General features: G+C 33.0%; 24 protein-coding genes and 4 tRNA genes. 12 read left to right on the top strand and 16 right to left on the bottom strand.

Annotated features, from left to right (window positions below; genetic code table 11):
- The first annotated feature begins 33 nt into the window (after positions 1–33).
- A complete protein-coding gene (locus tag ACE01P_RS13055) occupies positions 34–807 on the top strand; it encodes an META domain-containing protein (RefSeq protein ID WP_379698437.1) in 774 nt (257 codons plus the stop codon).
- A 139-nt stretch (positions 808–946) separates the two neighbouring features.
- Here ACE01P_RS13055 and ACE01P_RS13050 read toward each other — a convergent pair whose 3' ends face one another.
- Both ACE01P_RS13050 and ACE01P_RS13045 read right to left on the bottom strand, forming a co-directional pair.
- Positions 947–2,239 (bottom strand): DUF2130 domain-containing protein, encoded by a 1,293-nt coding sequence (locus ACE01P_RS13050; RefSeq protein ID WP_379698434.1) that lies wholly within the window; start codon positions 2,237–2,239, stop codon positions 947–949.
- A 261-nt stretch (positions 2,240–2,500) separates the two neighbouring features.
- Positions 2,501–3,382, bottom strand: coding sequence for a LysR family transcriptional regulator (locus tag ACE01P_RS13045; RefSeq protein ID WP_379698432.1), 882 nt, complete (start codon positions 3,380–3,382; stop codon positions 2,501–2,503).
- Between the two features lie 386 nt (positions 3,383–3,768).
- On the opposite strand from ACE01P_RS13045, the gene ACE01P_RS13040 reads away from it, so the two are divergent.
- Positions 3,769–4,476, top strand: a complete 708-nt coding sequence (locus ACE01P_RS13040) for a class I SAM-dependent methyltransferase (RefSeq protein WP_379698429.1) — start codon at positions 3,769–3,771, stop codon at positions 4,474–4,476.
- Positions 4,477–4,565: 89 nt separating this feature from the next.
- On the opposite strand, the gene ACE01P_RS13035 is transcribed toward ACE01P_RS13040, so the two are convergent.
- The 4 genes from ACE01P_RS13035 to ACE01P_RS13020 all read right to left on the bottom strand — a co-directional run bounded on the left by ACE01P_RS13035 (position 4,566) and on the right by ACE01P_RS13020 (position 7,370).
- Positions 4,566–5,030, bottom strand: a complete 465-nt coding sequence (locus tag ACE01P_RS13035) for a DUF3291 domain-containing protein (protein WP_379698427.1) — start codon at positions 5,028–5,030, stop codon at positions 4,566–4,568.
- Between the two features lie 173 nt (positions 5,031–5,203).
- The gene (locus ACE01P_RS13030) at positions 5,204–5,482 is read right to left on the bottom strand and encodes a putative quinol monooxygenase (RefSeq protein WP_379698424.1); all 279 of its coding nucleotides are present in this window, start codon (positions 5,480–5,482) and stop codon (positions 5,204–5,206) included.
- Between the two features lie 2 nt (positions 5,483–5,484).
- Positions 5,485–6,090, bottom strand: a complete 606-nt coding sequence (locus tag ACE01P_RS13025) for an NAD(P)H-dependent oxidoreductase (RefSeq protein ID WP_379698422.1) — start codon at positions 6,088–6,090, stop codon at positions 5,485–5,487.
- Between the two features lie 293 nt (positions 6,091–6,383).
- Positions 6,384–7,370 carry an aldo/keto reductase gene (locus ACE01P_RS13020; RefSeq protein ID WP_379698419.1) on the bottom strand — a complete coding sequence of 329 codons (987 nt, stop codon included), beginning with the start codon at positions 7,368–7,370 and terminating at the stop codon, positions 6,384–6,386.
- 116 nt (positions 7,371–7,486) lie between these two features.
- Here ACE01P_RS13020 and ACE01P_RS13015 point away from each other — a divergent pair, with 116 nt between their 5' ends.
- Both ACE01P_RS13015 and ACE01P_RS13010 read left to right on the top strand, forming a co-directional pair.
- Entirely contained in the window at positions 7,487–8,332 is an 846-nt protein-coding gene (locus ACE01P_RS13015) for an AraC family transcriptional regulator (RefSeq protein ID WP_223704397.1), read from the top strand.
- 21 nt (positions 8,333–8,353) lie between these two features.
- Complete coding sequence (locus tag ACE01P_RS13010) at positions 8,354–8,911, top strand: CPCC family cysteine-rich protein (RefSeq protein ID WP_379698416.1); 558 nt, start codon at positions 8,354–8,356, stop codon at positions 8,909–8,911.
- A 63-nt stretch (positions 8,912–8,974) separates the two neighbouring features.
- Here ACE01P_RS13010 and ACE01P_RS13005 read toward each other — a convergent pair whose 3' ends face one another.
- From ACE01P_RS13005 to ACE01P_RS12995, 3 genes are all read right to left on the bottom strand, one after another.
- Complete coding sequence (locus ACE01P_RS13005) at positions 8,975–10,027, bottom strand: SMI1/KNR4 family protein (protein ID WP_379698413.1); 1,053 nt, start codon at positions 10,025–10,027, stop codon at positions 8,975–8,977.
- A gap of 16 nt (positions 10,028–10,043) precedes the next feature.
- Positions 10,044–10,805, bottom strand: a complete 762-nt coding sequence (locus ACE01P_RS13000) for an NlpC/P60 family protein (protein WP_379698410.1) — start codon at positions 10,803–10,805, stop codon at positions 10,044–10,046.
- A 68-nt stretch (positions 10,806–10,873) separates the two neighbouring features.
- Positions 10,874–12,052 carry an acetyl-CoA C-acyltransferase gene (locus ACE01P_RS12995; protein ID WP_379698408.1) on the bottom strand — a complete coding sequence of 393 codons (1,179 nt, stop codon included), beginning with the start codon at positions 12,050–12,052 and terminating at the stop codon, positions 10,874–10,876.
- A gap of 239 nt (positions 12,053–12,291) precedes the next feature.
- Here ACE01P_RS12995 and ACE01P_RS12990 point away from each other — a divergent pair.
- The 4 genes from ACE01P_RS12990 to ACE01P_RS12975 all read left to right on the top strand — a co-directional run bounded on the left by ACE01P_RS12990 (position 12,292) and on the right by ACE01P_RS12975 (position 12,707).
- Positions 12,292–12,375: transfer RNA gene (locus ACE01P_RS12990), tRNA-Ser, on the top strand.
- A 14-nt stretch (positions 12,376–12,389) separates the two neighbouring features.
- Positions 12,390–12,464 (top strand) — tRNA-Pro (locus ACE01P_RS12985).
- Positions 12,465–12,480: 16 nt separating this feature from the next.
- Positions 12,481–12,554: transfer RNA gene (locus tag ACE01P_RS12980), tRNA-Arg, on the top strand.
- A 79-nt stretch (positions 12,555–12,633) separates the two neighbouring features.
- Positions 12,634–12,707, top strand: a tRNA-Arg gene (locus tag ACE01P_RS12975).
- 207 nt (positions 12,708–12,914) lie between these two features.
- Here ACE01P_RS12975 and ACE01P_RS12970 read toward each other — a convergent pair.
- The gene (locus tag ACE01P_RS12970) at positions 12,915–13,427 is read right to left on the bottom strand and encodes a PRC-barrel domain-containing protein (RefSeq protein ID WP_202003876.1); all 513 of its coding nucleotides are present in this window, start codon (positions 13,425–13,427) and stop codon (positions 12,915–12,917) included.
- Between the two features lie 6 nt (positions 13,428–13,433).
- Positions 13,434–13,604 carry a hypothetical protein gene (locus tag ACE01P_RS12965; RefSeq protein ID WP_202003879.1) on the bottom strand — a complete coding sequence of 57 codons (171 nt, stop codon included), beginning with the start codon at positions 13,602–13,604 and terminating at the stop codon, positions 13,434–13,436.
- Positions 13,605–13,937: 333 nt separating this feature from the next.
- On the opposite strand from ACE01P_RS12965, the gene ACE01P_RS12960 reads away from it, so the two are divergent.
- On the top strand, positions 13,938–14,456 hold the full coding sequence (locus ACE01P_RS12960) for an STM3941 family protein (protein WP_379698405.1): 519 nt from the start codon (positions 13,938–13,940) through the stop codon (positions 14,454–14,456).
- Positions 14,457–14,543: 87 nt separating this feature from the next.
- Here ACE01P_RS12960 and ACE01P_RS12955 read toward each other — a convergent pair whose 3' ends face one another.
- Complete coding sequence (locus tag ACE01P_RS12955; protein WP_379698402.1) at positions 14,544–14,741, bottom strand: hypothetical protein; 198 nt, start codon at positions 14,739–14,741, stop codon at positions 14,544–14,546.
- Between the two features lie 36 nt (positions 14,742–14,777).
- Complete coding sequence (locus ACE01P_RS12950) at positions 14,778–15,077, bottom strand: hypothetical protein (protein WP_379698399.1); 300 nt, start codon at positions 15,075–15,077, stop codon at positions 14,778–14,780.
- Between the two features lie 94 nt (positions 15,078–15,171).
- On the opposite strand from ACE01P_RS12950, the gene ACE01P_RS12945 reads away from it, so the two are divergent.
- Together ACE01P_RS12945 and ACE01P_RS12940 are read left to right on the top strand one after the other, a co-directional pair.
- Positions 15,172–15,504 (top strand): helix-turn-helix domain-containing protein, encoded by a 333-nt coding sequence (locus ACE01P_RS12945; protein ID WP_379698396.1) that lies wholly within the window; start codon positions 15,172–15,174, stop codon positions 15,502–15,504.
- A gap of 174 nt (positions 15,505–15,678) precedes the next feature.
- Complete coding sequence (locus tag ACE01P_RS12940) at positions 15,679–16,782, top strand: fatty acid desaturase family protein (protein WP_379698394.1); 1,104 nt, start codon at positions 15,679–15,681, stop codon at positions 16,780–16,782.
- 57 nt (positions 16,783–16,839) lie between these two features.
- Here the strand turns inward: ACE01P_RS12940 and ACE01P_RS12935 are convergent, their stop codons facing one another.
- On the bottom strand, positions 16,840–17,361 hold the full coding sequence (locus ACE01P_RS12935; protein ID WP_379698391.1) for a hypothetical protein: 522 nt from the start codon (positions 17,359–17,361) through the stop codon (positions 16,840–16,842).
- A 207-nt stretch (positions 17,362–17,568) separates the two neighbouring features.
- Here ACE01P_RS12935 and ACE01P_RS12930 point away from each other — a divergent pair, with 207 nt between their 5' ends.
- Positions 17,569–18,216: a M15 family metallopeptidase gene (locus tag ACE01P_RS12930; protein WP_379698389.1), complete on the top strand. Its 648-nt coding sequence runs from the start codon at positions 17,569–17,571 to the stop codon at positions 18,214–18,216.
- Here the strand turns inward: ACE01P_RS12930 and ACE01P_RS12925 are convergent, their stop codons facing one another.
- The gene (locus tag ACE01P_RS12925; protein ID WP_379698387.1) at positions 18,217–18,783 is read right to left on the bottom strand and encodes a hypothetical protein; all 567 of its coding nucleotides are present in this window, start codon (positions 18,781–18,783) and stop codon (positions 18,217–18,219) included.
- 4 nt (positions 18,784–18,787) lie between these two features.
- Positions 18,788–19,969: a class I SAM-dependent methyltransferase gene (locus ACE01P_RS12920; protein ID WP_379698385.1), complete on the bottom strand. Its 1,182-nt coding sequence runs from the start codon at positions 19,967–19,969 to the stop codon at positions 18,788–18,790.
- Position 19,970: the final 1 nt, after the last annotated feature.

The following is a 19,970-nucleotide window of genomic DNA, read 5'->3' as shown; positions in this document are numbered from 1 at the left end:
TTGGAAAAGAAATGCATTTTAAACTGAAATCTCATGAAAAAAATACTTTCAATATTGTTGTTGTCAATTGTAATGATAGGTTGCAAAACGACCGCAAATAAAGATTCTGCTGGAACAACTTCAACAATTTCAACAGAAGAAGATTTAAAATATTATTTTAAAGGCACTGGAAATGAACCGTTTTGGGGAATCAAAATAGGGAATGAGGAAATTGTCTTTACATCATTAATTCCAGGAAAAGAAAAAATTGTTTTTCCTGCTGTTGATGCGATTAGAGCAATGGATGCTAATGTGAAAATGTATAAAGTAAGTAATGAAACTACTTCAGCAACTATTACAATTCAGCAATTGGATTGTCAAGATTCTATGTCTGGTGCGATTTCGCCTTATAGCGTTAAAGTAGAAATCAAAAATAATTCAGAATTAGAAGCTAAAAAACTTAGTGGTTGCGGAAAATATTTAACTGATTATCGTCTTCATGATATTTGGGTTCTAGAAGAATTAAACGGCTATAAAGTTTTTGCGACTGATTTCCAGAAAGAATTTCCGAGAATCGAGATCAACTCAGCTGAAAATAGATTTATGGGTTACGGCGGATGTAATTCGATAACCGGACAAATCTTTTATGAGAAAGATCTTTTGCGTTTCACGAAAGTAGTTTCGACTTTAATGGCTTGTCCACAAGGGAATAAAGAAGGAGAGTTTTTGAAAGCTTTGCAAAGCACGACAACTTACTCTATTGGAAATAATCAATTGACTTTGTTGAATCCTTCGGGGAAATTGGCTGTTTTTAAGAAGGTGGATTAAAGGTTTGGTTTTATTATTGTTTCCCGCAGATTTGGCAGATTGAGCAGATTTTTTTCTGTAATAGATTTCACAGATTAAATTGATTTTTATCTGCTCAATCTGCAAAATCTGCGAGAGATTTTTTTAGGATATTTTAATCTTATTCAAACAATTCTTTAGGTTCATCATTTTCTGATTCTTCTTCTCCTTCAATAAAATCCAATTCCAAAGCTTTCACACTTTGAACTGCATTTCCGGCAATACCACGAATTGAACCGTACATTCCTAAAGTATTATGAACTACTTTTTCGATTTGTTTTTCTCTTTGTTTCCAAATTCTCTGCATTGCTCTTTTTTCAGAATCTAAATCACTTTGCATTGTTGTAAAGCCCTCTACAATTCCTTCAATCTGCAAACGGAATTCGTTGCTTGTAAGGAAATCGTATAACATCGACATTTTATCGCCTTTGTTTTCTTGTGCTTGAACGGCTTGATTAATTTGAATTAAAGACTGACGTAAAACGGCACTTAAGCCTTTAAATTCCTCGTACGTACAAATCCAGATTCCGTCGCGCATTCCCATTCGGTCCATTCCTGAAGGCATAACTTCGGTAACCAAAACACCAATATTGGCTCTTTTGGTTCTAATATCATTTTTGAATTTCTCAATCCAAGATGGCTGAAACGCTTTAGTTCTTTTACTTTCGTAATAAATAGAACCGCAATTTTGGTGCTCTCTCGTGTTTACGACTTGAAGACAATCGGCACCGTTTGCACCTTTTTTAATTTCGTCAATACTGTCAAGCGGGAAATTGTTGGCCAGCCATTCTTCAATCGCTAATTCCATTACTTCTCCTTGTAATTGCATCGAACCTTGTTCTTGCTTGCGTTTCATTTCTTCAGTCAGCTTTTTTTGTTCTTCGAGCTGTTTCTGAAGTTCTTTGAATTTCAACTCGTTTTTATCGTCTTCCTGTTTTCTAATTTTTTCGCGTTCCAAAGCCAATTGCGCGTTTAATTGCTTTTCTGCTTCAGCTTGAATTGCTTCTTTCATTTCCAGTTTTTCGCGCTGTAATTTTGCGATTTCACCTTCCATTTTATTCAATTCTCTGATTTTTTCAGATTTTTCAGAGAGTTCTTTTTCCATCAATAACAAACGGTCTTTGTTTTCTTCTTCCAGTTTTGCTTTCAGCTTTTCTGAAATTTCTTTCTCTGCGGTCTTTTTTTCGCGTTCCAAACGTTCAGCAAAAAGTTCGTTTTCCTGTTTTTTCTTCGCTTCAAATTCGGATTTAGCTTTTTCCAATTGCTCGTTTTTAAGCTCTAATTCGCGGTTTTGTACGTTTGCTTTTTGTTGAAATTCTTTACGGATGCTATCTTCCAATTGATGTTTTAAAACATCATTGACATCGATAGGGGTTCCGCAGTTTGGACACTGAATTGAAGATTGTTCAGCCATTTTATATTAATTTTTATGGAATGGAATTATAGTTTGCTAAGGTATTTAAAAGTTCTGTTTTTCTGATGTGGATTTCTGTACTAATTTGTAACGAATTTTTTTTATGGCCACAAAGGCGCTAAGGCACAAAGTTTTTTCTCATTTTTTGTTTTCCTGAGCGAAGTCGAAGGGTCGCATGCTAAATCCATACAGTGCGTGTCCTTCGACTTCGCTCAGGAGGACATAACTTTATGGCTATTTTCAAAAGAAAAACTTTGCGCCTTAGCGCCTTTGTGGCAACAAAAAGGCAACAGCAGATTGCGTGATTTCTGAATGATCATCTTTTGAAGTAATTAAGGAAACTTTGGTATATAAATTGACTTTTTTCAATTCCACAAAACCAATTCCAGGATCTTGATTGTTTTTTGCAATATTTGAAGGAACAATCGAAATTCCCAATCCGTTTTTTACTAATTGTACGATTGAGTTAATGTTATTCGCTTCGTGAATAATCTTCGGCGTAAAGCCATAAAAAGCGCAAAGTTCCAACAAAACTTCATGATAATGTGGTGCATAATCCTTATTGAAGAATACAAATGTTTCATCTTTTAGTTTTAAAATATCGCTTTCTGATTTTATTTGAAAAGCATTTTTATTGTAAACCAATGAAAATCCGTCTTTAAACCATAAATGCGATTTTATTTTTGGTGAATGAATGGGCGATCTAATAATTCCCATTTCGATTTTTCCTTGTTCTAAAGCGTCGATTTGTTTGGTTGTGGAAATTTCGAAAAGTTTGAAATTAACGTAAGGAAACTGTGCTTTCAGATGTTTTATTAAATCTGAAATGACAGAAGAATAAATCGAACTGATGTAAGCGATTCTGAATTCGCCTGAAACGTTCTCTGCAATCTTTTTTGTTTTGATAGAAATATGTTCTAAGTTTTGAAAAAGTGCTGTTACTTCTTCTTTAAAATATTTTCCAGCTTCGGTGAGTTCTACTTTTTTATTGTTTCGAATGAAAAGCTTTGCTTGAAGTTCTTCTTCTAATTCTGCAATTTGTCGGCTTAATGGCGGTTGTGAAATAAAGAGTTTTTCTGAGGCTTTGGTAAAGTTCAGTTCTTCGGCTACAGCCAAAAAATATTTTAGGTGACGTAACTCCATGATACTTTTAAGGTATTATTAATTGATAAAAATAGTATTTTTAAAGTATTTATGAAAGAAGTAGTTTTGAAATATAAAAATAACCCTCTCGCAGATTTAAACAGATTTAGCAGATTATTAATTTAGATAAATCATCTTAATCATAATAATATCCCAATCATATAATAGCAAAAAGATTCGTTTTGTCTGCTTGATCTGCGAGAGATTAAAGAAAAATAAAAAATAAGTTTCACGCAGATTTAGCAGATTTAAGCTGATCAAAGCAGATTTTTTTTTTACTTGAATCGTAAAGAATAAGAGAAAGAAAATCATTTTTAAATCTGCCTTAATCTCTTTTAATCCCGATAGCTATCGGGAGCGTGAAAAATTTAAAAAAACAAAAGACCATGAAAAAATCAACTATTGAAGAAATCAAAGAACGATTTGACAATGATGTCGAACGATTTTCAAATTTAGAAACTGGACAAGTGGCTACAATTGATGCTACAATTTCTTTAGAATTAATAACTGAAGCTTCAAAACGAATTGTGCCGAATGCCAAAAATGTTTTGGATGTAGGCTGTGGAGCAGGAAATTATACTTTAATGATGTTGTCTAAAGTGCCGAACTTAAATTGCACTTTGGTCGATTTGAGTTTGCCAATGTTGGATCGTGCTTTTGAAAGGATTTCGGCAGTAACAAACGGAAAAGTCGAAATAAAGCAAGGCGATATTCGTGAAGTAGATTTGGAAGAAGAAAGTTTTGATATTGTTTTGGCTGGAGCGGTTTTGCATCATTTGCGCGATGATAATGATTGGGAAACGACTTTCACTAAATTATTCAAATTATTGAAGCCTGGAGGCTGTTTAATGATTTCTGATTTAATCACACAAGATACCGATTTGTTAAATGAATATACTTGGCAACGTTATGGCGAATATTTGGAAGGAATAGGAGGGGCGGAGTATCGTCAGAAAGTTTTGGATTATATTGAAAAAGAAGACACTCCAAGATCTATGAATTATCAATTGGACTTGATGAAAAGAGTAGGTTTTTCAAAAGTTGAAATTTTACACAAAAACATGTGTTTCGGAGCTTTTGGCGGAATTAAATAAAGGTTTTTTTGCCACGAATTACACGAATTTGCACGAATTAATTTTTTAGTTTGGAAAAGAAAAATTAGTGAAATTAGTGGCGAAAAAAACTATGCGTTAATAGGCATCGGATATTTGTTTCTAAGATCGAAAACTAATTCTGAAGGTCCATTTTTCTGCAGGTAATCTAATTTTTCTACAGCTTCTTCCATAGTTGGGATTTGTCCTTTTGGAATCCACCACATTGCGGTATGCGCTTTTCCGAATTTTTGAAACCATTCTTTTCGGCGTCTTAAAAATTCGCTGTGAAACGTTTTGTACATGTAATGTTCTAATGTTTCGATACTTTCCCAAACGGATACGTTGATAATAATCTGTTCATCATTGTACGGATTCAGACTTGTGGCATTGTAACTGTCTGTATCGTCTTTTAATCTCCAAACAAAACCTTCGCTTTCTTCGGCTAAACGGTTTACAGTATCTAAATTGTCTACAAATTCTTTCATTATAGGGTCGCTGATGTCGACTCCTTTCATTTTGGCAATATTGATTTCAGCAAGATGATAATGACTCATGAGTTTTTATGTTTCTGAATGAGAGGCAATTTAGCTTTTTTCTGAATAAATATGCAGGAATTTTTTCGCCACGAATTCACGAATTTATTTTTTAAAATCTATGTGTAAAGATTTAAATTAATTCGTGAATTGCTTCGCCTGTTCGCTATCGCTCGAGTCGTGGCGAAAAACCTTTATAGAATCTGTGCAGTTTTGTAAACTTGAATTGGGCTCGAAACTAGACTTTCAGTATTTTTAATGAAATCTTTCAAGTATGATTGGCTGTTGTGTAAATCTAAACCAGCTTGATCTTTCCATTCTTCCCAAAGGATAAAAACATTTTCAGAAGTGTGTAAATCGTAACGAATACAAGCTGCTTCTTTTCTAGTTTCATTTACTAAATTGGTAATCAAGTTTTGAATTTCAGTTAAATGCTCTGGTTTACTTTTCAAAATTGCTGTAATCGAAATCATAATTATAAGTTTTTAAAGGTTTCTTCTAAATGTTTCGTGTAATTCTCTTTAAAGATAACGATATTTTCTGGTGTGGCACCTTTTTCTACGTCATGGAAGTGGAATCCGTTTACGCGTTTCATTCCTGTGAATTTGTTCATTTTGTGGAAGCCAAACATTGCACCGTCATCAACAGAAGTTTCTTCGAAGAATTCTCCTGGAAGCGTAAAAGCCGTTGCAGGTGCGTTCCAGCTTGTGGTAAGCATGTATTTGCGTCCGTGTAAAAGTCCGCCAGTTCCGTAATTAATGTCTGGATTTACTCGGCTTCTTCCATCGCTTTTGTAAATTCCGTTGTTGTGTCCTTGCGTGAAAACATCATCGATGTATTTTTTGAAAAGGTTCGGAATTTGAAACCACCAAACTGGTGTGTGATAGATGATTAAATCTGCCCAAACGAATTTTTCTACTTCTTTTTGAAGATCAATTTCGTCTTCAACGTGAGTTGTTTTTATTTCGTAATCATTGTTTTTAGAAAGAAATTCTACTGTCCAATCTTGAACGGTTTTATTGAATTTTCCTCCTGAATGCGCGAATTTTTGTCCGCCGTTAATTATAAATATCTTTTTCATTTTAATTGTTCTTATGAAAACGGATGTGTGAGGGATAGTAGTGGAAATCCTTTTGTGCTGGGGTTCGGCATAAAAGATTGCAACGGATAGCCCGGCCCTTGGGACACACCCAAATTGTTATACTTTTTGAGATTTTGTTTTTAAACACATAGAAACATAGGTTTTTCTTTCGTGAAAAGGGAATTGAAAGAAACTCGTTTCTAACACATAGCTATGTGTGATTATACAAGTGAAACGCCTTTAACGACAACGAAAGAGTATGTTTCTATGTGCTTAAATATTTTAAAAGAGAATTATTTTATTTTAGCAATTGCCTGATTGATGAATTCTAATTCTGAAGCTGATAAATCGAAATTCATTGTTTTGGCATTTGAAATCGCTTGTTCTGCGTTTCTTGCTCCCGCTAAAACTATTGCAATTCCTTTTTGTAAAGAAGTCCAACGAAGAACTAATTGCGATAAACTTGCTTCTTTTGCGTGTGCTAATGAAGTTAATTCTTCGACTAAAGTTTTTACTTTTTGAAGATCGAATTGGCTGAAATAGCCGTTTCTGTGATCGTTGTCTTTTAATTTGCTGTCCGTGAAATATTTTCCTGTCAATAAACCTCTTTCCATTGGGCTGTAAGCAATGATTCCGATGTTTTCTGAAACTGTAAACGGAATTAATTCGTCTTCAATTTTACGATTCAACATGCTGTAAGCTACTTGGTTTGAAGCGATTTGAATTGTTTTTTGTGCTTCTTGAATTTGTGAAACGTTGTAATTACTAACTCCGAAAGCTCTGATTTTTCCTTGTTGGATTAAACTTTCTACAGCTTCCATTGTTTCAGAAATTGGTGTTGTAGAATCTGGCCAGTGAATTTGCAATAAATCGATATAATCGGTTTGAAGGCGTTTTAAGCTTTCTTCAACTTCTTTAATTACGTTTGCTTTTGATGAATATTTGTAAACTGGAACTTTTTTACCATTGTCATCTGCGTCGAAAAAGAAATCGCCTTTTCCGTTATTGCTTCCGTCCCAAACTAAACCAAATTTAGTAAGTAATTGAATTTTAGAGCGATCCTGACTTTTAATTGCTTCTCCAATCATTTCTTCGCTTAAGCCAAATCCGTAAAAAGGAGCGGTGTCAATTGTAGTTACACCGTGGTCGATTGATGCGTGAATTGAGTCGATTGAATCTTTCTTTTCTGTTCCGCCCCACATGGTTCCGCCAATAGCAAAAGCACCGTAAGTGATGGTTGATAATTCTAGTTCTGAGTTGCCTAACTTTCTATATTCCATGATAGTGATTTTTTTCGTTTAAAATTGATGAGGCAAAATTATACCGTTTTTATGATTCTAATTTGGTATATATTTGTCTTTTTTAGGTATATTTGCATCTTCAAATAAATTGAATTATGAAAAAAGAAAACTTATATGAGCCTTTTACGGTTTCTTTTGAAACGTTGAATGAATATCCAGATGTGGGAGATCGTCATAATTTTTTCGAATTGGTTTATATTTTGGAAGGAACAGGAAGACAATGTATTAATAAGAATATTTTTGAATATGATCCTGGGCATTTGTTTTTGCTAACGCCTGAAGATTGCCATAATTTTACGATTGAAACTGAAACGAAGTTCTTCTTTTTAAGATTTAATGATATTTATTTGAAAAATTCGAGTCTGCAGAATGAGAATATTCAGCGATTGGAGTATATTCTTCAAAATGCGAATCACCAGCCGGGTTGTATCTTAAAAAATGATCCTGATAAATGCTTGGTAAAAGTGATGATTGAAGCGATTTGCCGTGAACATCAGGATAAAGATGTTTACAATCAGGAATTGATTCAGCAATTGGTGAATACGCTGATTATTATTGTAGCGAGAAATATTGCAAAATATTTGCCTGAGCAAGTTTCAATAAGTACAGAAGCGAAAGCGATGGATATTCTGCAATATATTCAGAACAATATTTACTATCCTGAAAAGATTAAAGCGGAATCTATTAGTGATTATTTCGGAATTTCGAATACGTATTTAGGTCGTTATTTTAAGAAACATGCGAGCGAAACGATGCAGCAATATATTAGTAATTATAAAACGAAACTGATTGAACATCGTTTGCAATTCAGCGATAAGCGTATTAATGAAATTGCCTATGAATTTGGTTTTACCGATGAAAGCCACTTTAATAAATTCTTTAAAAAACAAAAAGGAAATAGTCCGTCCGAGTTTAGAAAGACGATTCGATTGAGCGCTTAGGTTTTTGCACAAAAAAGTTAGATGGAGAGATATGATGCCAAAAAGACAATTGCAATTCATGAGTTGAAACAAATGTCTGACAAAGAGAAATTGGATATTTTGGAACATAATTATTGGTTTTTTGGAGATAAAGAGGGAATAAAAGAATCTGTACAAGAGGGTTCTTATCCCAAAATCTCAGAGGCTATGATTGAAATAATTGATAAAACACCAAAGCCGTTTTTGAATGATGAATCAGAAACATTATTAGTTGATTATCAAGTAGGCAGATTAAAACATGTTACTAATTTATATCTGCAAATCAAGTTAAAAGATTTAAATCCTGATTTTAAAGAGGAGATTTTTGGAGAAATAGAAAAAGCAGGTTTATGTCCCTGCTGTGAATATTTTTCAATTGATTATGGAGAAGACGGTTTTTATGATATTTGTCCTGTTTGTTTTTGGGAAAATGGAGGAGACGGACCAAATCATATGACTTTAGCGGAAGCTAAAATGAATTTTCAAAGATTTGGTGCTATTGACGAAAGATCACTAAAATACGTTGATATAGAGGGCGTAAAGAAATATTTGAAAAAATAAATCTGCCGGATCTGCTAAATCTGCGAGAGAAAAAACAAAAATATCAGTATAAATCCGAGCGCTTTAACTTTCTTTTCCAATAATAAAATCAAAGTGTTCGGTTTTACCTTCTCTTAAATTATTGATTTCGTTTTTGATTAATTCTTCTAAAGAATCTGCGACAATATCTCTTGACCAAGATTCATTTTGTAGTTCTATAATCTGGCCAAATTTTCCTTTTGAAGCAGGATCTGTGTCATAAACTAAATAATCGCCATTTCTTCCAGTTGCAAACGGAATCCATTTTGGATTGGCGTAGTTGTTGGTTTGGATTTTTTCGAAATCTATTTCTTGTTCTGGTAAATCTTCTTCGTCAAATTGTAAATCTTGAATTGAATTCCATTCTTCTGCAATATCTTCAAACGGAATTAAATCATAACTCCAATTGTTTACTCCAAATTGAAAAACAGCCGTTACAGGATCGTAATCTACATTTTTAACTTTGTAAAAGTTTACTAGTGCTGGCGGTATTGTAATGTCATCTTCAAGTTCTCTGTGTTCTTGAATATCTTCTTCAGAAATTCCGTCTGTAAGATTGTAGTAATCGTTATTAGTTGAAACAATTTTATTGATTTCCGAAATCCATTCTTGCCATAAAGGTTCAAATAATTGGAATTCAGGATCAACAGCTGCGGTTCTTTTCTTTTCTTTTTCTTCGTTGGCTGAAATGCTCAAACTTGTAATTTTGCCATCTTCTTTATCAAACCAAACACTTATTCCGTTAAGAATGAAAGCGCCGCTTCGATCTCCTTTAAAAAGTTTTACCAGCTGATTTTTATTGTTTTCGTAGTATTGAAATAATTCTTGTCCGTCAAAAATAAATTCTCCTGTAAAGATGCTTTTTGCACAATAATCATATTCTCTAACTTCAAATTCAATCGCAAGGCTTTCAACTTTATTTCCTTCTTTAGAAAAAGCCATAATGCCTAAATCATCCCAAGTGTAGATATGATTGTATTGTTTTTTGATATATCGGGAGTCTCCTAAAGCTTGTTTTAAAATTGTTATATCAATTGGGAATTCAATGTTTACGCTGTTAATCTGAAAGCCTGTTTTGGATAAATCAAGTTTAGTCATTTTGCTTTTTTGAAGGTTAGATAATCTTTTTAATTACACGTAATTTATGGGTATGCTTTCTTAATTCAGGATTGTAAATTCCAGTATGATCCAAACGGTCAATACGAACTTTTCCACTTGCGTGAATGATGTAATTGTTTTCCATAATGATTCCGACGTGGGTAATATTTCCTTCATCATTATCAAAGAAAGCCAAATCGCCTGGTTCGCATTCTTCAATAAAACTTAACGGATCTCCTTCAAGCGCTTGTTGAGAAGCATCTCTATGAATTTTATAGCCGTTTAATTTGTAAACCATTTGAGTGAATCCAGAACAATCGATTCCAAAAGGTGTTTTTCCGCCCCATAAATACGGAGCATTCAAATACATAAAAGCCGTTTTTATTAAAGCGCTTTTAGGTTTGATACCGCTGGTTTTGGTTCCTTCAAAATCAAAGCTTGAAATATTGATTTCGCTATTATTTAGAAAAGATAATGAAGCTCCAAGCGGAATTGGAAGCAATAGATTGTTTGGTGCGGTGATGTAGTCAATTAAGTCAGCATTTAAAATAATGGACTCTTTGCTCAACAGATCAAATTGTTCTTTGGTAATTTCCTGATATTGTTTAGAATCTACCCAGCCTTCATAATCATCAAATTGAATTCTTATTTTGGCCCATTGATTATGGCGTTCTAAAATTTCGATATGTTCGCCAAACAAAAGCTGCGTAACAATTTCACTTCTGTCGCTGGCTTCAGCTCGAACGGGTACTATGGCTAAATTGCAAATTCCAAACATTTAAGGAAATTTATAAGTTGAAAAATCAGGAGTTACATTTATAACTCCTGATTTTTTGTGATATTGTTTTAAGCTCTTTCGATAACAATTGCTGATGCGCCACCACCACCGTTGCAAATTGCAGCAGCTCCAGTTTTTGCATTGTTTTGTTCTAAAACATTAAGTAAAGTTACAATAATACGCGCTCCAGAAGCTCCAAGAGGATGTCCTAAAGAAACTGCACCACCGTTTACGTTTACTTTATCGTTATCAAGGTTTAATATTTTTGCATTCGCTAATCCAACAACAGAGAAAGCTTCGTTAAATTCGAAGAAATCTACATCTGAGATTGAAATTCCTGCTTTGTTTAAAGCTTTTGGAAGTGCTTTTGCTGGACTTGTTGTAAACCATTTTGGTTCTTGCGCAGCATCTGCATAGCCTTTTATGTAAGCTAAAGGTTTTAATCCTAAAGCATTTGCTTTTTCTTCAGACATTAAAACTAAAGCAGCAGCTCCGTCATTAATTGTTGAAGCGTTTGCAGCAGTTACAGTTCCATCTTTTGTGAAAACAGGGCTTAAAGATGGAATTTTATCTAATTTAACATTAGTATATTCTTCGTCTTTAGAAAATATAATAGGTTCGCCACGTCTTTGCGGTACTTCAACAGGAACAACTTCATTGTCGAATTTTCCAGCGTCCCAAGCTTTTGCACTTCTTTCATAAGATTGAATTGCAAATGCGTCTTGTTCTTCACGGCTGATTTTGTATTCAGATGCACATAAATCGGCGCAAACTCCCATTGCGTTGTTGTCATAAGCATCTGTCAAACCGTCTTTCTGCATTCCGTCCAACATAGTTGCAGGACCAAATTTGTTTCCAGCACGCATTTGTACATAGTGAGGAATCAAGCTCATGCTTTCCATTCCGCCCGCTACAACAATTTCAGCGTCTCCGCATGCGATTGCTTGTGCAGCAAACATAACGGCTTTCATTCCAGATGCACATACTTTGTTTACTGTTGTAGCAGCAACTTCTTCTGATAATCCGGCAAATAATGCAGCCTGACGCGCTGGAGCTTGTCCAACACCCGCCTGAATTACATTTCCCATGAAAACTTCATCGACTAATTTTGGGTCAAGGTTAATTTTTGAAAGCGCTCCTTTTATGGCAGCAGCGCCTAATTTTGGTGCAGGTACAGTAGATAACCCGCCCATGAAACTTCCGATAGGTGTTCTAACGGCAGAAACGATAACAACTCTTTTGTTCATTTTCTGTTTAATAATAGTTAGTAAGCAAATTTAATGTTTATTTGAATAAATTCAAATTTTGTGTTAGATCGAGGTGAATTTAAATTTAGGGTGAAATTTTTGTTAATTCTATTTGTTTGATTGTGAAGTGGTTTTGAAAAAAGATGAAAAAAAACTAAAAAAACTCAAAAAAAAGCTTGTGAGATATGGAATGTTGTTATACATTTGCACTCGCAAAACGGAAGCAATTCCTTGAGCAAGGAGAGGTGCCAGAGCGGTAATGGAGCAGATTGCTAATCTGTCGACGGGTAACCGTCGCCAGGGTTCGAGTCCCTGTCTCTCCGCTTAATTTTTGCCTCGGGGTGTAGCGTAGCCCGGTTATCGCGCCTGCTTTGGGAGCAGGAGGCCGCAGGTTCGAATCCTGCCACCCCGACTACAATTGAAATAATGGTCGCATAGCTCAGCTGGATAGAGCACCTGCCTTCTAAGCAGGCGGTCGAAGGTTCGAATCCTTCTGCGATCACAAAAAACCATTCACTCGAATGGTTTTTTTGTTTTTATGTAAATACTTTTGATTTTTTTCTTAGAAATTTTAAAGTAACGGTTCCATAGCTCAGCTGGATAGAGCAACGCACTTCTAATGCGTAGGTCGAAGGTTCGAATCCTTCTGGGATCACAAAAAAAGCCACTCAAATCGAGTGGCTTTTTGTGTTTTGTGCTAATTCGGATTATTATGAGTCATTTTTATATTTTATATTCAAAATGGCTAGATCACTATTATATTGGTTACACTTCAGAACTTATTCAAATAAAAAAAGACCAAACATTTTTAAACGTTTGATCTTTTATTTTTTTGAGTTTTCTAAATACCAATAAAGAAGTATTAATAATTGTCAAATTCTCTTCGTTTGTAAAAAGTATCGTCATTACTTTCAGAAGCAAGGCGCGATTCTTCTGTAGGATAATAAGAATTCAATACTCTTCTTTCGTATTCCCTATCAAAATCATTTTGCCAGTTGTATCGGCTTGTTTTTCTAAAGGTATCGTAGCCAATGTTGTTGGCCATGACAATTTTAGTGTCTTTATTTATGCTCACAGAACCAATTGGAATGATAATATGGCTGTCTCCATCTTTGTAGATAAATTCCTTTCCATTTTCATTCGCAATTGCATCATGCACTTCATTACGACTGTCTTCAATTAATCCTTTGTCTAGATTAACATCAAGATAAACAACGCGTTGCATGTCTTTATTAACCCAAAGATTATCAATTTTTCCTATTGTGCGGTTGTCTGCGTCTACAATTTTCCAACCTCTTACATCAGAATAGTTTGAAGCAACTTTATAATCTGAAAGCTCATCTAATCTGTATAAATTTCTATCTTTATTTTCCATAGTTCCTTAATAATTTGCTGTGCTATCTACACTAGAATTGTTTTCGATTTCCATTCTGTTTTCGTTTTGCACTTGATCATCTCTCAAAAAGACATAGTATACAAGTGCTGAGATCAATAGGACTGCTACAATCCATGGCCAAATTGGCTTCTTTTTCTCAATTTTGATTTCTGCCATAACCTATATTTTTTATTATGAATATTTAATTTTAAATAAAGGTACAAATGGGAATAGCGTTCGGAAGTATTTAATTTCAGGCAGAAGTTATACAATTTCCAGTTGGATAAAAAATTGATGTAGAATGGTTTAAGAATGATGATTTCTAAGAATAAATAGATTTACTTCTGTTTTTTGAAATTATTTCTATTAATGCTAATGTTTGAAAATCTAAAAACGCTTTCGCTTTAAAGTCAATGTTTGTGGGGATTTTAGCTCTTTTAAAAATATTTTATAGTAAATTGCTTCTTCATTTTTAATTCTAATAACAAATAAAAATTTTTACTACACTCCATGAATGAAGAAATAAAATTATACCGAAACGCCAAGAAAACTAGAAGCTTACTTTTATACGCCATTTCAATCAGTATTTTATTAGCGATTGCACTTTTATACGGTATCGGAATTTTTGATGGAATATTCAAAATAAAACTATCAATTGCTTCAGGCGCAATTCTTTTGATAATGCTTGTTCTGACTTTTAAAATGCTTGCAAACGTAAAAGATAAATCTCCATTAATTCAGATAGACTCCAATGGTTTTTCAGGAAGAACAACTCCAGTGGCTAAGGCTTTTGGGAGAATAGAATGGGTAGATGTTACAGGTTTACAATTGCAGAAAGTAGGAGGTGATACCTTGGTTGTGGTGACAATTGACAATACAGCAAAGTATGACGGTCGTGTTTCTAAGTTTCTGTGGAAAATGGCTTATGATGAGCAAACTTCAAAATTGAATATAATGTACTCCGCGTCAGAAATTGATGTCGATGCAAATAGATTGTACGATTTGTTTGTAAGTCATTCGAAAAAATAAAAAAAGAGCTGCTCAATTGAGTGGCTTTTTTTATGTTTAGATGAAATGATTTTTTTGTTTTGATTTAAACAATTCTGAGAAGAAGAATTAATTCACTATTCTTTTCGCATTTTCCATCTGATTAAAGCATTTTAAATGAATTTCCAGGCCTTCTTTATATTGTTCAAAAGTCATTCCGTACAAATAGGTTATATTTTCAAAATTGATCTTATTTGAGGTTTCAAATTGTTTTTGAATGGATTCTGATTGGTTGTTTTGTTTTTTATTGGGATTTTGATTTGGCATAAAATGAATCTTTGATTGAGAGTGTGCTTATGTTTATTAGGTTTCTGACGTTAAAAGCTTTATTTTTTCAATTGCTTGTTTGTTTTCGTAAGCTACTTCTACTAATGCTAATAAAATATCGTTTCTGAATATTGTTTTGTTTCTTACATTTCGAATTAATGCTTTACTTGGAGCAGTTTGGCCTTTTTGAACGATGCAAGCAATAGTAAGATCAACATAGGTAACTGGTAAATGCTTAGCTATAAATTCATAAGCTTTTTTATTGTGAGAATTATCTTCTTTAAAATCACTATTATTGATTAATTTTGACATATATTTGCTAATTATTAATGACATGATTATTGGTGTATGTAAATGTAAGAATAATATTATATTTATTATTCTTTTTAGTGTTAAAAATATATTTTGGCTATATTTTGGATGAATTTTAATGATGATGATGTATCACGAGAAACTAAGTAAATTCTTTAAGGATAAAGGATTAAAACAAAAAGAAGTTGGGGCAATTCTAGGATTTAGCCCAGCAATGATTGGAAGATATTTACACGGAACGGCTAATATTGGTTCTGAATTTATTATTAGCTTAAGTAAAAATTTTCCGGATGTGGATTTAAATGACCTTTTTGCTTCCGATGAGCAAAATATGGTTAATGAAGCTGGAGCAGTTTATGAAAAACAAACTATTTTAAATGATTTGCAAGAAATAGAAGGTCGTATTCATAATATCAGACTGCGTCTGGCCGACAAAAAGTTTGAGGAATGATAAAAAGTTTTCCCAAAAAAAGCATCTGACAATTCTAATTTAACAACATTAAATTTAACCACTCTAAACAGAGTGGTTTTTTGATTTAAAACACTTCGTTTTTAATTGATTCAATGCTAATAGGTTAAGTTTTTTTTTATTAAATTTGGTTAACAATTTCTAGCAGTAACCAACATGGAAAAATTAAAAAGACCGGTTTATGTTAAACCAGGAACGGATGATTTTTTTAAAAAGATGCGTTTAGAAGTGAATGAAACGGTCTTAAAAAACTCGTCCTTGTATGTATTAAATGTGGTGAAGTCTCTCGGACTTCTAGCAGTATTTTTTTTGTTCTACGCCTGTATTTTAATTTTTGGGAACCAGACCTCATTACTATTTCTGTTTTATATTTTGTCTGGTATTACAATGATCGTTTTATTTATAAATGCTTTTCATGATGCTGCCCACGGAGCTTTGTTTAAAAAGCCAAAACACAATGAATGGTTTTTGTATGTTTTAGAACTCTTCGGGAGTAATCATTGGTTATGGATGCGACGTCATATAGGTCTGCATCATGCGTACCCAAACGTGCCCGATTGGGATGTTGATATCAAACAGAGCGATATCATTAGAATTTTTCCAAACAGCCCGTTGTTCAATTATCACAAGTATCAACACATTTATATGTGGTTTATTTATCCTCTTTATAGCCTAAATTGGCTTTATATAAGAGATTTTAAAGACTTTTTTGGCACAAAGGATAATTATGTAAAGAAAGTCGTGGATAAGATTCCAAGGCAAGAAGTTTACAGATTGTTTGCAGCCAAGATTATTAATTTAATTTACCTGCTATTTATACCGATGATGCTTTTAAATCAGCCTTGGCATAGAGTGCTTTTTGCTTGGCTATTGATGCATTTGTGCGGTAGTGCAACTGGTGTTGTCGCATTGGTTTCAACTCATGTTGATGAAGATGCGCACTTTCCTCACGCAGATGAAGACGGAAATCTTTCTGATACTTGGGTAGTTCACCAAATGATTGTGACTAAGGATTTTAGTACAGAAAGTAAATTGGCGAATTTTTTATACGGCGGATTTACTCATCACGTTGCGCACCATCTTTTCCCAGCGGTGGGGCATACGTATTATCCTTATATTACGCCAATTATAAAACGCTATGCAGCAGAATATGGATTACCTTATACTTCATATCCATTTCATCACGCTGTTCGTTCTCATTTCAGAATGTTGAAAAACAAAGGAGTAAAAGAAAATATTTTAGTGACTGGAGAAATATAGTCCTGGAAAGTATCAAATAAAAAAGCGGTTTTTAAACCGCTTTTTTTATGATTGTACTTAATTTTTAATTTCGGCATTTTGCTTTTTAATGTCTAAATCTTTTAGGAAAGCATCTTTAATTTCAATATTAAAATCATCTTCTTTAAAAATTGTCAGTTTAGATTCAGCAAACTTGTAGATGTTAATTTTGTTGCTTTTAACATCAATATATAAATCATACGAAAAAGAATTGCAATCATGCTGTTTGCATCCCCAAGCGTGAAGTATATTGTCTTGCTTTTCAAAAGGAGTTTCTGTATTCCAAGTTTTTACCATTTGGTCGTAATCGGTTCCCAATAGTTTTTTTAATCTTGGCGCTAAACTGCTTTTCGTTAAAAACTGTGTTCCGATGACGCTTTTGTCTACTAAATTATACAAAGAATCTGTCGGGTTTAAAACGGTGCTGTCAGCTTTTAAAGCTTCTGTTTTTATAGATGTGGAATCTGTTTTTGGAACACTTTTTATAATTTCTTTTTTACAAGAAAAAAAGATTAAACTAGTCAATATGGCTGCTGAAACGTATTTGGCTCTGTAATTCATATAACTGTTTTTTAGAATTAATAATTTAATTTACAAAGTCGTAATAATCTAATTTTCATAAAGATATTAAAAATAATGTTTGCTTTGAAAGGAATTTAATACTGATTATGGATTCAAAAAAGTAAAAAATTAACTTTAAAGAGAAATTACGAAAATCGGTTATTAAGATTTTTTTGTTTAATTTCAATTTTTAAAATTTGTCTGAAAATGAATCACACGTTAAAAACTTTAGTCTTTTTTCTTTTAGGAATTAGCTTCTTACAAGCTCAAAATGAAGTTTATACTGCTAAAGCTGAAGCTAAAATATCTGATACAACTTTTGTAAATCTGAGAGATTATAGCAATGATTTTGTCTATGATATGAAATATGCAACTGAGGATAATTTTCTGAAAACAAAAGTGTACGATTGTGCAGAATGTATGCTTCGTTTAAAGACCGTAAAAGCATTAATTGCAGCCAATAAAGATTTTCAGAAGAAAGGATACAAAATCAAGTTATATGATTGTTATAGGCCTTTGGATATTCAGAAAAAGATGTGGGAGATTGTATCGAATCCTATTTATGTTGCCGATCCAAAAAAAGGCTCCATCCACAATAGAGGAGGAGCCGTAGATATTTCTTTGGTTGATATAACAGGAAAAGAAGTCGATATGGGAACTTCTTTTGATTTTTTTGGAACGATGGCCAGTCATAATTTCAAACAGCTTTCAAAAGAAATACTTTTAAAAAGAGCGTATTTAAAAAGTACTATGATTAAAAATGGCTTCAATTCATTCGATTCTGAGTGGTGGCATTATAATTTAAAAACAGGTTTAAAAGATAAAGTTTCTAATCAGAAATGGAAATGCGATTGATTACTCAACGCATCTTATATTTTCTTGGAAATAAGTGTTAGGATGCGTAACCTTTCCGTTTAATTCAGAGGTAAGTTCTCTTTTTACAATATAATCTTCAATATTGGTAAGATATTTTACTCGCATAATTGAAATAGGCGACTTTTTCAGTTCTTCGTAATTATCTTTCATGAACATAAAAATTCCTGTGTTTATGCGGTTATTAAAACCTTTGTCATCACGAATTAATGTTCCGCAATTTTCTTGATTAATATGCATCAAGGTTACAATCTTGCCGTTTTCTAATTGTAAAAAGATTTTTGAGTTTTTATCAAAGCAGTTCGCTTTAATAAAATCTTTACTTTTTTGAATAGACTGTAGATTTAAAGTAGGCAATCCGTCTGTTTGAGCTAATGAAAAGAAGATATAATCAAAGTTTCCTCCAAAATATTTTTCGCTCATTAAATACTCATTTGTTACTTTATAGCTTCCAATTGAGTCATTTACATTTACACTATATTCACAAGGTTTTTGGGCAAATGCGGTAAAGGTTAATAGGAAAAGAGTTAGTGTAATTAGTTGTTTCATTGTATTAGTTTATTTTGGTGCAAATTAAAACTATTTTGTTATCTTTTACATCAGTTGTAAAAAAACAATACAAATTCCCTCCATTTTTTATTTTCCATTTTTTTCTAATGTTTTCTACGGTCTCTGGAAAATTGCGTGTAGTTATATTGGCCTGCTGATTGGCAAGCTCATTTTTCATTTCGTTTTTGTTGTATGAAATGACTTTTTGAATCTCAAATTTTCTTCCTGGAAAATCAATTAAATTCTCAGAAGTATACAAATGCGAATGTTTGTGCAATTTATCAATTTGAAAAGCGATGCTTACTTCATCAAAACCGCCAGATTTCATAATGGCAGCGTTAGGTTCGTAAAGATATTTCTTCGGAAAGTCTAAAGAGGCGTAAGAGATTTCATCGCCCAAAACAAACTCAAAAGTTTCTGTTTTTTCTTTTAAAATATTAGCAGTTTTTAAAGTTATTCTATCTGAATAATCTTTATGAATCTCAAAAAGAAGTTCCTTAACTTCATTTTCAAGCGCTATAATATGAATGTTCTTTACGTTTTTTAATTCTGATAATCCTGCTGAAATATCTAATAACGGAGCAGTTTTAATTAAAATAGAATCTGATTTTTCAAAATAAAAATCAAGCAGTTCTGGAACATTTGGCAAACAATCTTTCAGCATGAATACTTTGCCTTTGCTGTCATTTCTTCGTGAAGGATCAATATAAATCCAATCAAATTTCTGATTGGTTTCTTCTAATAAATGAATAGAATCGCCAGCATGAAAAGTGCAGTTTTCAACTTTTAACTGATCAAAATTGTGTGATACAATGGCAGATAATTCTTCATTGATTTCGCAATGCGTTATCGATTTGAATTTCTTCGAAAAATAATAATCATCAACGCCAAAACCTCCAGTTAAATCAATTAGAGTTTCGCCAGAAATTAAAGAAGCTTTGTAAGCAGCTGTTTTTTCTGAGGAAGTTTGTTCGACTGAGATTTTACTTGGATAAATAATGTTTTCCGCACCAAACCAAGTCGGAAGTTTTTCTTTAGCTTTTGTTCGCGCTTCAATTTGATTTAAAATTAAAATCCAATCCACTTCTGGAAACGGATTTTTCTGCAGCGCCAATTTTGTTGTATCTGCACCAGTATTTTGAATGATAAATTGTTGAATATCTGGATGCAAAAGGGAAATGTTCAAA

The sequence above is a fragment of the Flavobacterium sp. HJSW_4 genome (assembly GCF_042436695.1).
In the GTDB taxonomy this organism is placed as follows: Bacteria; Bacteroidota; Bacteroidia; order Flavobacteriales; family Flavobacteriaceae; genus Flavobacterium.
The sequence above is the reverse complement of the archived record's forward strand: the minus strand, read 5'-3'. Positions and strand labels throughout refer to the sequence as shown.